Source organism: Nocardia brasiliensis IFM 10847 (assembly GCF_000710915.1).
In the GTDB taxonomy this organism is placed as follows: domain Bacteria; phylum Actinomycetota; class Actinomycetes; order Mycobacteriales; family Mycobacteriaceae; genus Nocardia; species Nocardia brasiliensis_A.
Genome location: NZ_BAUA01000206.1, coordinates 1 through 12,177, shown reverse-complemented (window position 1 = coordinate 12,177; position 12,177 = coordinate 1). Strand labels below are relative to the sequence as shown.

Genomic DNA, 12,177 nt, shown 5'->3' with positions numbered 1-12,177 from the left:
GGCACGCACGCCTTCCGAGCGAACCCGGAATACCGCAGCGTGCGGCTGGAGCTGGGAGTTCTTCTTCTTGTGGCCAAGCCGATCAGTGATCGGTGCCCGGCTGGTGATCGTCGGGGCGAACCCCGCTTGATCAGCCCTGACGCTGCTTGTGGCGCAGGTTGTCGCAGATCACCATGACCCGACCGTGGCGGCGGATCACCTTGCACTTCTCGCAGATCTTCTTGACGCTCGGCTGAACCTTCACGTCCGTCCAATCTTGTTGTGGTTCACAGGTGTGAACACAGTTTTTCCCCGGCCAACCCGGCCGGGGAAGTCTGTTGTATCGCCACGAGGGCGACGCTCCACCCTACCGGGTGGCGATTTCGCCCTTTCGGGCGAGGTCCGGGTCGTGCTACTCCGCACCGCTACGGTTCAACGCCCGGGGATGCACGCTCTGCTGAACGTGACCCCCGCGTGCGGTCACACCCAACCCGGGCACGCACCCCGAGTGCGATGCCTACCCGTGCCGGGTAGGCATCGGAGTGCGGTACACACCCGCGCCGGGTACGCATCCCGGGGTCCGGGGGCGAAGCCCGCCGGGCGGGGCGTGGGGGTTGCACCCCCCACAAAAAACACGAAGTGAATCGACCCGGGCGAGCGTTCTCCGCGAGCAGAGTTCGCCCAGTCGAATCACTTATAGCGGTATACGATCCGGCCGCGCGACAGGTCGTAGGGAGAAAGCTCGACGACCACGCGGTCCTCAGGGAGGATACGAATGTAGTGCTGCCGCATCTTCCCGCTGATGTGCGCGAGAACCTTGTGCCCGTTCTCGAGCTCGATCCGGAACATCGCATTGGGCAGCGGCTCGACAACTCGACCCTCGACCTCGATGGCCCCGTCTTTCTTCGCCATGTCCTCCGCGATCCCGGTTACGCTCAACCTGGTTTGTTTGGCTTGTTTCTGCTTACATGTACCCGTCGGTCGACCTGACCGGTGACATGCAAACAGTCGGCGCATAGGTGCACCGCCGCTCCAGCTTACCGGTACCGATTGGTTCCGGCAAAAATGCCTCGCCCCGAGCACCCTTTCGGGGTTGAACCGAGCTGGGTCCGGGTAGCCTTTTCGCCCCGATCAGAACCGGGAAACCAGTCCCGCGACCCCCTGGCCTCCTGCGCCGCGGAGGTGTCCGGGCTTCGCGTAAACTGACCGCTGTCCAGGTATTAAGGGTCGAGCAGATCGAGGGGGATCCGTGAGCGAGCGCAGCGAACGAACCCCATGCGCAGCGCCGACGAGGAACACCGAGCCCACCGCGTCCATGGGAGCGACCGCACCGAGCGTCAGCGAGGTGGAGTCGTGAGTGAGCGCAGCGAGCGAACCATTGGCACAGCGCCTTTGCGAACGACGGAACCGAGCGTCAGCGAGGTGGAGTCGTGAGCAGGAATAATGATGGCCTGCCCATGTTGCCGCCGTGGCTGTCCGAGAGTGATGTCACCCAGGTCGGTTATGAGGCCCCGGTACAGAATCTGCCTGCCGACGATCTGATCGAAGAGGCGCCGAGCCGCGGCCGCGGCCGCTTCAAGCGCGCTCCCGAGGGCGATCGCCCCGACGCCGCGCCCGGTAAGCGCCGTAAGGGCTGGCGTCGCGACAAGCACGAAGAGCAGCCTGCCGCACAGCAGCTACCGAACGAGGTCGCGCCGCACCGACCGGACGCACCGCACCCCGATGCCCCGCGTGAAGACCCGTGGCGGCAGCAGGGTCTGGACGCCTATGTCCCGCCACGGGAGGAACCGGCCCCACCCGCGCAGCAGCGCACCGAGGCGCCTCCGCAGGGTCTGCCCACCCGTAACCCCGGCCCGCCGCCCGCGGGTTTCCAGCCGCTCGGCCGGCGCTCGGGTACCGACGCACCGCAGTCGAGCGAGTTGCCGGCGCGCCCGCAGTCCGGTCGCCCCGACCTGCCGCCGCCCCCGTCCCTCCCGGATGCCCCGCAGTCGTCGACGCAGGCACCCGAACGTCCCGCGCTCCCCGATGCACCGCAGCAGGCGGGCCCCCCGCATGCTCCCGCCGAATGGTCCGCGATCCCCGACGCCGCACAGCAGGCGTCGACTCGCGCCCCGCAAGCACCGGCCGAATGGACCGCGGCCCCCGACGCCGCGCAACAGGGTCCGAGCCGCGGCCCGCAGGCCCCGACCCAATGGACGGCGGTTCCAGACGCTGCGCAACAGGGTTCGCCTCGCCCACCGCAAGCACCAGCCGAATGGTCCGCGGGCCCCGACGCCGCGCAGCAGGGTTCGACTCGGCCTCCGCAGGCTCCGGCAGAGTGGAGTGCGAACCCCGAGGCCGCGCTGCAAACCCCGCAGGCTCCCGTCGAGCGCCCGCCGCTCCCGGATGCCCCGGCGCGCACTCCGCAAGGTTCAGCAGAGCGGCCCCCACTTCCGGACGCGCCGCCGCAAGCTGCCACACAGGCTCCACCCGAGCGACCTCCGCTCCCGGACGCACCGTCACGGACTTCTCAAGGCCCGACCGGGCGACCCCCGCTTCCGGACGCACCGCCGCAGGCTTCGGCCGAGCGGCCGCCTCTTCCTGACGCGCCGACGCACGCTCCGCAAGGCTCGGCCGAGCGACCCGCGCTCCCCGACGCACCGCCGCAGGCTTCGACACGTGGCCCGCAGTCCGCCGCGGATCGACTCTCGCCCGAAAGCCCTGCGCGGCCGCCTCTTCCGGAGGCGCCCACCTCCTCCGGTGGCGCACCGGGACATTTCGACCGGCACGCGCCGACGGAGCCCGACGGTCCGCCGCCGTGGCTGGCCGGCCCACGGTCCGAACAAGGAAACGCAGAGCAGCCGCAGCGCCCGCCGCTGCCCGAACCTCCTGCACCGCAGGGCGCCCCCGCGCCGGTCGAGCAGGTTCCACCCGTTCGTTTCGAAGCACCGCTGGGGGCCGACGGCCCGCCGCCGTGGCTGGCCTCGACAGTCGCCGATGAGCAGGCCGCGGCCGCGAAGCAGGCCGAACAGCCCAGCAGGCGGCCCGAACTTCCGCCGCCCCCTGGGGAATTCGCCGAAGGCGCTGACCACGGAGCCGCTGACCCGGCACGCACCGGACCGATCGACACCGGGTCTGTGGCCGAGCGCCGACCGGGCCAGGCCACGTCACCGGATCGTCCTGCGCCACTGGACCAGAGCCGGGCGCCCGGTCCGGTCCCCGCGCAGAGCGGCCCGCTCGGTGTGCCCATGCCGCACCACAGCGCACCGCAGGCACCGGCCGCCGAAGTGCCGGGCCCGAACGGCCTGCCCGGAACCAACTGGGTGACCGGTTCGCCGCCCGGTGTCACCGAACGCCCGGAATCCGGTCAACCGCAACGCGATAGCGGCCGCCAAACACCCGGCTGGGTACCGTCGTCCGGGGCCGAGACCGCTCGCCCGAGCACCAGCGGGCGGCACCGCCTGCCCGCTGAAGCGATGTCGACCGACGAGGCCAATCAGCCGCCGGCTCCGCCGCAAACCGGTCCCCACCAGACCGGCCCATCCGGTTACGCGGCCCCCGCGACCGGCGGCCAGGCACCGAGCAGCGACGAACTGGGCGCACCGGCGCCGAACGAGCCGTGGCGCAATGCCGCGGCGCCGACCTGGGCCGACGAAACCGTCGGGCGCCCCGCGCCTTTGGCCGGTGGCCAGACACCGGGACCGCAACAGGGTCCACCGCAAAGCCGGCAGCCCGCGCCCCCTCCGGTCGAGGGACCGCCGGGCGGCTACACCGGCCCGCACATGGGCGGTCCGCCTCCGGGCGGTATCGCGCCCGCCCCGCCACCGGCCCTGCCCGGACAGTGGGGACGGCAACCCGGCCCGGTCGTGCCGGGCGGACCGTATCAGCCGGGCCCGCCGCCCTCGCTCGACGATGTGCCGTTGCGGCGCGCCAAGAAGTCGCCGGGCAGCGGCTGGCGTAAGGCCGTGCATCACGTGTCCGGCGGTGCGATCAATCCGGGGCTGTCCGCCGAGGAACTGCGGTTGCAGGAGCTCGTCGCGCGGATCCGGCAGCCGGTCCGCGGTGACTACCGGATCGCGACGCTGTCGTTGAAGGGCGGCGTCGGAAAGACCACCACGACAATGGGTATCGGCTCGATCTTCGCCTCGATTCGCGGCGATCGGGTGATCGCGGTGGACGCCAACCCCGACTTCGGCACGCTGTCGCAGCGGGTGCCGCTGCAGACCAGGTCTACCGTGCGTGACCTGCTGCTCGACCCGTCGATCCAGCGCTACTCGGATGTGCGCAGGCACACTTCACAGGCCACCAGCCGGTTGGAAGTGCTTGCCAGTGAACGCGATCCGGCGGCGTCGGAGGCATTCAGCGAGGAGGAATACCGGGCGGTCGCACGGATCCTGCAGCGCTTCTACAACATCATCCTGACCGACTGCGGCACCGGGCTCATGCACTCGGCGATGTCGGGCGTGCTCGATCTGGCGCACTCGCTGGTGCTGATCTCCTCCCCCGCCATCGACGGGGCCCGCAGCGCCGCAGCGACTTTGGACTGGCTGTCGCTGCACGGGCACGACCATCTGGTGCGCAACGCCGTAGTGGTGATCAACTCACCCCGCGCGGGCTCGCCGAATGTCGGTGTGCAGCAACTGCGCGAGTACTTCCTGTCGCGCTGCCGCGCGGTGCACATCATCCCGTTCGACCCGCACATGTCCGAGGGCGCCGAGATCGACCTGCACCGCCTGCACAAGCACACCAAACGCGCCTACGTCGAACTCGCCGCCACCATCGCCGACGACTTCGCCACCGACCACCGCCGCTACCACTCCTGAAACCGTCAGCCCAGGGTTTGCGCGCACCGCACAGCAACGACATTCGCTGTGCGCGCAAGCCGGTGGTTGCGCGGAAACCCTTCAGCCCACAGAGTTTCCGAGCGCAGCACAGCGGTTACAGGTGCTGTGGAGCGTCCGCACACTCTGTGGACCCGGTCTACCACTCGGGGAGTCGGCGCCTGCCCGCGCTGATGTCGCGCACCAGATCGTCGTAGGCGTCGGCGAGCTCGGCGAGGTGATGCCAAGCGCCGTGCAGTCTTTCGTCGTGCGCGTCCAGAGTCATCAGCGCGTGGTGGGCCCGCACCGAAGATTCGGCGAGTCGGTCGATGACCGCGCCGACGGTTTCGGTGTGCAGGGTGGCGCCGAGTCGATGCTGAGGCACGCTGCGCGCGACCCAATCGTCGATCGCCATCACCAATTCGACTCTGCGGCGCTCGATTTCGAGGACCACCACGGGATCGGTGTCCACCGAACCGCCTCGGCCGACCAGCCGCCGCTCGTGCAGCACCGCGAGATCGCGGGCGAACCAGAGCAGCGGGCCGCCGACGACGCGATGGCCGCGACACGCCCGAACGAGTAGATCAGAGGTGGGAAGTAGCCCGGAAGCCGGGGACTGCACCACCGAATCGGCGCACCGCAGTGTGCCGGGAAGAGCCATTACGACCGTTGTATCCGAACCTGCCACGTTGCCTCGCCGTCATCGCCGCACAACACCGGATCAGGACGTTCATTACAATAAACCTCTGAAGGCACCTGTCAAGCGTTACCGGGCCGTAGGAAGTCACGAAGAGTACACTTCGTTACCTGCACGACCAACCGAGGAGCAAGATGGCGGACGGTCCGACGTATCACCGGATCGCAGACCTCCTCCGCGAGGAGATCCGCGCAGGCAAGTGGAAACCGGGTGATCGGTTGCCCAGCCACACGGAGCTGGCCGAACACATGCAGGTCTCGCTCACGACCGCTCGCAACGCGATTCAGGTGCTTGTCACCGAAAATCTGGTCTATACAGCGACTTCCCGCGGGACCATCGTGCGAAACCAGGAAGTTCTGGAATCAGTTGTCACCGACCATATCCGACAGGATCGGCCGCGGGCTGGCCACGACATCTTCGAGGAGATCGCGCGGGCCGCCAACCGCGTGCCGTCCAAGGAGTTCAGCGCGAAGATGGAACCCGCGGGCCCCGAGGTCGCGTTGTGGCTCGGCGTGCCGGAGGACTCCTGGGTGTTGGCCAGGACGGTCGTCCAGTACCTTGACAACGAGCCGTGGTCCTGGGAGGTCAGCTTCTATCCGCGAGATCTGGCCGAGGCCACGGGAATCGACTCCCCGCACGACATCCCGGAGGGCACCACCCGCCGGCTCGCCGACCGCGGTCAGGCCGAGACGGCCCACCGCGACACCTTGACGGCGCGGCCGGCCAGCGCGGAGGAGGCGACCGTGCTCGGCGTGGCGACCGGCACGATCCTGCTGGACCACTTGCGGATCGGCGCCAATCACGAGCGGGTCACCCGAGCCACCCGGCACCGTTCCATCGCGTCGAGCAACCGGCTGGCCTATCAGCTGGGCGACGCCGAGGGCCTGGCAGTCATCGGACGCACCCTCGGTGTGCCGTACGGGCCGGGTATCGCATTGCCATGAGTACCGTTCTACGCCGCGCGACCATCGGAGACCTGGGCCTGATCTGCCGACTACGCGTGCAACGCACGGCGTGGTTGACTGCGCAGGGTTCCGACCAGTGGACGGTGGCCGGTCGCGGGCTGCCGATCGAGATCTTCGCACGGGCGGTGGGGCGTTCGCTCGACGCGGGCGAGACCTGGATCGCCGAGGTCGCGGGTGAGCCCGCGGCGACCATCACCATCAACCATCGTGCCGACCCGGGGTTGTGGTCGCCGTGGGAACTAGCCGACGCGGTCGTGGTCCACTTCATGATCGTGGATCTGCGATTCGCGGGCCAGCGCCTCGGCCATCGACTGCTGGCGCACGCGGGAGCCATTGCGCGCCAACAGGAACGCGAATGGGTCCGGCTCGACGCCTGGACCACCAACACCGAACTGCACGACTACTACCGCCGCGCGGGCTTCCGCTTGGCCCGCATCGCCGGACCGATCGCCACCGGACCGTCCCGGGCGCTGTTCGAACGACGAACGGACAGCTGGGATTTCGACCCGGCACAACCCGAGATCTCCTGGGCGCGCGGCTGATCGACCGCGCCGCCCGACTCCTGACCGGGTGCGGCAACCGCACACCCAGCCGAGGAGCACCGGGAGTGCTTACACCGGTGGCAGATACGCGATCTGCACCATCTCCTGCCCCTTGCTGCGCGAGGCCAGCGTGCCGCGACCCGGCGGCAGTTTGCTCGGGCGGATCTCACCGATGATCTTGCCCTCGTCCCGGGAGCCGCTCATGATCAGCGTGTCCACCGACATGTTCTTCAGTCCGCCGATGATCGGGTCGTACAGCGCGCGGGAGACGCCGCCCATGCGCCGGGTGACCACGAAGTGCATGCCGATATCGCGGGCCTGCGGCAGGTATTCGATCAGCGGCGCAAAGGGATTGATGCCACCGGTCGCCACCATGTCGTAGTCGTCGACCACGATGTAGATCTCCGGACCCTCCCACCAGCTGCGATCACGCAGCTGCTGGGGGGTGATGTCGGAGCCCGGGATGCGCTTGGACAGGAACTCCGCGACCTCCTGGATCATCGGACCGCAGGTCTGCGACGAGGTGGAGTAGCCGGCGAGGTGCTCGCCCTCGACCACGCCGAGCATGGTGCGCCGGTAGTCGATCATGATGATCTTGGCCTGCTCGGGATCCGAGTTCTCCACCACGCCCATCACGATGTTGCGCAGCAGCGTGGTCTTGCCCGATTCCACGTCGGCGAACGCCATGAAATGCGGTTCGGTCTGGAAATCCAGGACCAGCGGCTGCAATTCGGATTCCCCGAGTCCGACGACCACCTTGGTGGGGCTGAGTTCGATCCCCTGTGCGCGCGTGGTGGCGAGCAGCTCGTCGCGGCTGAACTGCATCGGCAGCATGCGCACCTCGGGCGCGTGCCGGCCCGCGTGCAGCTCCGCGAGTTCCTGCCGGGCTCGGGAGACGCCGTCGGCCAGGGTGGACGGATCGGAGTCGGAATCCAAGCGCGGCAGGGCGATGAGCATGTGCAGCTGTTCGGGTGTGAGACCACGGCCGGGGCGTCCGACCGGCACCTGGAAAGCGGTGCGCCGCCCCATCTCCGAGTCGGTCGGGTCGCCGAGGCGCAGCTCCAGCCTGGTGCCGATCTGGTCCTTGACCACCGGCCGGATCTCGGCCCAGCGGGACGCACCGATGATCACGTGGATGCCGTAGGACAGGCCCTGCGCCGCAATGGCATTGATCTGCGATTCCAGCACGTCGAACTCTTCGCGGATCACGGCCCAGCCGTCGATCACCAGGAAGACATCGCCGAATCGGTCGTCCGCCAGCGGATTACCGGACGACGCCGCGCCCTCCGGCACGTGCGCGGCCGCGGCGAACTTGCGCCGCCGGAACTCGGCCATCGACTCGATCCCGAGTTCGGCGAACCGTTCCTCGCGTTGCCGCATCAGGGAGGTGAGTTCGGCGATGGTGCGCCGCACCCGGTCGCTGTCGAGCCGACCGGCCACCGAGCCGACATGCGGCAGTCCGACCAGACCGGCCATACTGCCGCCACCGAAGTCCAGGCAGTAGAACTGGACATGCTGCGGCGTGTGCGTCGCGGCGGCGGCCATGATGATCGCGCGCAGCGTGGTCGACTTGCCCGACTGCGGACCACCGACGACCGCGACATTGCCCTGCGCGCCGGCCAAACTGATGGTCAGCACGTCACGACGCTGCTCGTACGGCTTGTCGATCACGCCGATCGGCATCCACAGCTGGCCGTGCCGGTTGACCGGCGAACGCCAGTCCGGGTCGGGCAGCAGCATGTCGACCGTCGGGGATTCGTCCAGCGGCGGCAGCCACACCTCGTGCGCCGGGCGACCGTGCCCGGTCAGCCGTTTCACGACGACGTCGAGCAGCGAATCCGGAATTCCCTCGTCGCCGCCCGGAGCGCCGGGCAGCCCGAGTGCCGAGGGCGGCGGCGGCAATTCGAGCATCGGATTCGTCGGCGACGGCGGCAGATCCAGCGGCGAGGCTTCTTCCTCGGGCGGCGCGGGCATCTCCACCGGCGCCGCGGTGAACAGCGCGAGTCGCTGGCCGCCGACCGGGGTGCCGTCCTCGCCGGTGACCGTGCCCTGCGGCGCGATGTAGGGGCCGGACACGTAGCTCGCGTTGAACCGCAACGGATCCGACGCGTCGCTCTTCAGATAGCCCGCGCCGGGCACGCTGGGCAGGTGGTAGGCGTCGGTGATGCCGAGCACCGCGCGGGATTCGTTGGCCGAGAAGGTCCGCAGACCGATCCGGTAGGACAGGTGCGACTCCAGGCCGCGCAGCTTGTTCTCCTCCAGCCGCTGCGAGGCCAGCAACAGGTGCACGTGCAGCGAGCGGCCGAGCCGGCCGATCATCACGAACAGTTCCGCGAAGTCCGGCTTCTGCGAGAGCAATTCGGAGAACTCGTCGACCACGACGAACAGCGCGGGTAGCGGGTCGAGCGGAACGCCTGCGGCGCGGGCCTTTTCGTAGTCGGTGACGTTGGCGTAGTTGCCCGCCGACCGCAGCAGCTCCTGGCGCCGGTTCATTTCACCGGCGAGGGCGTCTTTCATACGGTCGACGAGCGAGAGTTCCTCTTCGAGGTTGGTGATCACCGCGGCGACGTGCGGCAGCGAATCCAGGCCGAGGAAGGTCGCGCCGCCCTTGAAGTCGACGAGCACCAGGTTCAGCGCGTCCGGCGAGTGCGTGGTGACCAGCGAAAGCACCAGCGTGCGCAGGAATTCCGACTTTCCGGAGCCGGTGGCGCCGATGCACAGGCCGTGCGGGCCCATGCCGTTCTCGGCCGACTCCTTGATGTCGATCTCCACCGGCGTGCCATCCGGGGTGATGCCGATCGGCACGCGCAGCCGCTCGCGCGCGGTGCGCGGTCGCCACACCCGGGCCGGGTCGATCTGCGCCGCGTCCGGGATCTTCAGCAGGGCCATCAGTCCGGGGTCGGCGGTCGAGCCTTCGCCGAGACTGACGATCTGCGCCGCGGTGGCCAGCCGGTACCGCGACAGGGTGCGGGAAAAGGCTTCGGCCTCTGCCGAACTCACCACGTCGGCGGTGGCGAACTTCTCGACGCCCGCCGCGCTGCGCGCGGACACGTCGCCGTCCGAGGCGATCAATTGCAGCCCGCGCCGGGCCGCGAGCCCGCCCTCCGGCGCGGTGAGGTCGAGCACGGTCACCGAGTCCAGACCGGACTCGCTGATCAGCCGCTCGTTGCCGTTGACGTACCCGTCATCGATGATCACCACCAGGTGCAGGCGCCCCTGGGTCGGTTGCGGATTGCGCATGAAGCGACCGCGCTCCATCAGCTCGGCGGCCAGCGCGGTTTCCAGCTCACCCAGCGAGGTGTACATCATGCGGGCCGAACCCATGCCGTCGCGCTGGGTCGGATGTTGCAGGTGCGGAAGCCATTTCGCCCAGCCCCAGGCCCCGTCCGGATCCGCGCAGACGATGGCGACCGCGAGGTGGTCGGGGCCGTGGAAGGTGACCAGCTCCATCAGCATGGACCGCACCAGCATGCGGGAGTCCTCGGGTGTGCCGCTGATGTTGATCGCCGGGAAGGCGCGCAGCGACACCGCGGTCGGCAGGCCGTGCACCACGGAGTGGGTGCGCACGAACCGGCGCAGCGCGACCGTCGAGACCGGCTCCAGGTCCTCGAGTGGGCCGGTCTCGGGCCGCGCCAACTTGGTGGCCAGCCGGTGGCTGCCCATGCCGACCCGGACGTGACCGAAATCGGGGTCGTTGGGCCTGCGCTCCCACATCCGCCGGGTACCGATCAGCGACGGCAGGTCGGCGGGTTCGGGGTGGCTCCAGACCAGCGTCTCCAGCTGCTTGTTTCCGGTGCGCCGCACATCTTTTCGCACCTGGTCCAGGTACCGGAAGTAGTCCTTGCGCTCCTCGTTGAGCTCGACCGCGCGCTTGCCCGTGCCGCCGCGGAAGCCCGCCATCATGCCGACCATCGACATCAGCATCATCATCGGGAACATCATGGACAACGGGTTGGCCAGCAGGTTGCGACCCATCATCGCCATCATCGCGATCATGCCGATCACCGCGACCACCATGACGACGGGCATCAGCTTCATCATCAGCGGCGCGGGCAGCGCGCGGGTGACTTCCGGTGGCGGGGTGAGCGCCACCTCCCCGCCGGGTGCGCGGGGCGGCGCTATCCTGGGGCGTCGTACGAAACCTTCGGTAGCCATGATTCCTTCGATCGGTCGAGCTGTCGGCGGTCGGCGCGGGGCCTGCCGCTACGGGTCGTATTCGGCTTCGATCTCCTTGCGTCTGCGGCGGAACGGAATCGCCACCGCGATACCGATGCCGAGCGCGGTCAGGCAGACCAGCGAACCGATCACCGCGATCCGGCGCGGGCGCGGGTCCGGCCCCGGCGGGATGACCGGGGCGGCGATCGGCCGGGACACGTCGGCGCCGGCACTCACCGGCCGCTCGGGCAGCTGCGCGGTCAACGCGGCGAGCGGATCGATCAGCCCGGCGCCGATCGCGTCGTCACGACCGGTGCCCGGCGACTGCGCGGTGCGCGTGATCCGGTCCATCACGCCCTGCGCGTCCAGATTCGGGAACCGGGACCGCACCAGGGCGGCCAGCCCGGCGACGTAGGGCGAGGCGAAGCTGGTGCCGTCCACCGGACGGATGCCCTCGCTGGTCTGCACGCCGTTCACCAGCCCCACGCCGCCGGGCTTGCTGTCCAGCGACACGATGTTGCGCCCGATCGCGGCAACGCCGACCCACGGGCCGTGCAGAGACAGATCCGACGGTTTGCCGTCGGCGTCCACCGAACCCACCGCGAGCGCGTACCGGGAGAACCACGCGGGGCTGGCGATGGTGTTGACCGCACCCCAACCCGTGCCTTCGTTCTGGGTCTTGCACGGCCCGTCGGACTCCACGTTGCCCGCGGCGACCACCACCACCACGTTGCGGTCGTAGGCGTACTTCACCGCGGCGCCGAGCGAGGAGTCGGCGGGATCGGAACCGGCTGGGCTGCAAGCCACTTCGGAGATGTTGATGACGGTGGCGCCGAGGTCGACCGCGCGCACCACCGCCGCGGCCAGGGTGAGCACGCTGCCGTATCCGTCGGCGCGGATGGTGCCGGGCGGCCGATCACCGCCACGATCCTTCTTCTCGTAGGCCAGGCTGAGCTGGCGGATGGACAGAATCTCCGCATCCGGTGCGACGCCGGTGAAGGCGTCACCCGGATGCGGCTGTGCCGCAATGATTCCGGCCA

Annotated in this window: 8 protein-coding genes; 3 read left to right on the top strand and 5 right to left on the bottom strand. The window is 69.3% G+C overall.

Translation table 11 applies throughout. The annotated features are described in order from the left end of the window. Positions 1–130 precede the first annotated feature (130 nt). Positions 131–244 carry a 50S ribosomal protein L36 gene (gene rpmJ, locus NBRGI_RS40545; RefSeq protein ID WP_011207363.1) on the bottom strand — a complete coding sequence of 38 codons (114 nt, stop codon included), beginning with the start codon at positions 242–244 and terminating at the stop codon, positions 131–133. 425 nt (positions 245–669) lie between these two features. Further along, positions 670–891 carry a translation initiation factor IF-1 gene (gene infA / locus NBRGI_RS40540; protein ID WP_003418601.1) on the bottom strand — a complete coding sequence of 74 codons (222 nt, stop codon included), beginning with the start codon at positions 889–891 and terminating at the stop codon, positions 670–672. Between the two features lie 518 nt (positions 892–1,409). Between infA and NBRGI_RS50045 the strand changes: the two genes are divergently transcribed. Then, positions 1,410–4,781, top strand: a complete 3,372-nt coding sequence (locus NBRGI_RS50045) for a MinD/ParA family ATP-binding protein (protein WP_370627925.1) — start codon at positions 1,410–1,412, stop codon at positions 4,779–4,781. A 157-nt stretch (positions 4,782–4,938) separates the two neighbouring features. Here NBRGI_RS50045 and NBRGI_RS40520 read toward each other — a convergent pair whose 3' ends face one another. Then, entirely contained in the window at positions 4,939–5,439 is a 501-nt protein-coding gene (locus NBRGI_RS40520) for a DUF4254 domain-containing protein (RefSeq protein ID WP_014981765.1), read from the bottom strand. Between the two features lie 170 nt (positions 5,440–5,609). On the opposite strand from NBRGI_RS40520, the gene NBRGI_RS40515 reads away from it, so the two are divergent. Together NBRGI_RS40515 and NBRGI_RS40510 are read left to right on the top strand one after the other, a co-directional pair. Further along, a complete protein-coding gene (locus NBRGI_RS40515; RefSeq protein ID WP_029903246.1) occupies positions 5,610–6,419 on the top strand; it encodes a GntR family transcriptional regulator in 810 nt (269 codons plus the stop codon). Beyond that, positions 6,416–6,982 (top strand): GNAT family N-acetyltransferase, encoded by a 567-nt coding sequence (locus tag NBRGI_RS40510; RefSeq protein WP_029903244.1) that lies wholly within the window; start codon positions 6,416–6,418, stop codon positions 6,980–6,982. The genes NBRGI_RS40515 and NBRGI_RS40510 overlap by 4 nt, the downstream gene beginning before the upstream one ends. A 69-nt stretch (positions 6,983–7,051) precedes the next feature. Here NBRGI_RS40510 and NBRGI_RS40505 read toward each other — a convergent pair whose 3' ends face one another. Both NBRGI_RS40505 and mycP read right to left on the bottom strand, forming a co-directional pair. Further along, positions 7,052–11,137, bottom strand: coding sequence for a type VII secretion protein EccC (locus tag NBRGI_RS40505; protein WP_029903242.1), 4,086 nt, complete (start codon positions 11,135–11,137; stop codon positions 7,052–7,054). Positions 11,138–11,185: 48 nt separating this feature from the next. Then, a partial coding sequence (mycP, locus tag NBRGI_RS40500) for a type VII secretion-associated serine protease mycosin (protein ID WP_036562630.1) occupies positions 11,186–12,177 on the bottom strand: 992 nt, incomplete at its 5' end.

Coding starts and splice junctions, on each gene's coding strand:
- NBRGI_RS40505 (WP_029903242.1), bottom strand. CDS start 11,137: ATGGCTACCGAAGGTTTCGTACGACGCCCCAGGATAGCGCCGCCCCGC.
- NBRGI_RS40515 (WP_029903246.1), top strand. CDS start 5,610: ATGGCGGACGGTCCGACGTATCACCGGATCGCAGACCTCCTCCGCGAG.
- infA (WP_003418601.1), bottom strand. CDS start 891: ATGGCGAAGAAAGACGGGGCCATCGAGGTCGAGGGTCGAGTTGTCGAG.
- NBRGI_RS40520 (WP_014981765.1), bottom strand. CDS start 5,439: ATGGCTCTTCCCGGCACACTGCGGTGCGCCGATTCGGTGGTGCAGTCC.
- NBRGI_RS40510 (WP_029903244.1), top strand. CDS start 6,416: ATGAGTACCGTTCTACGCCGCGCGACCATCGGAGACCTGGGCCTGATC.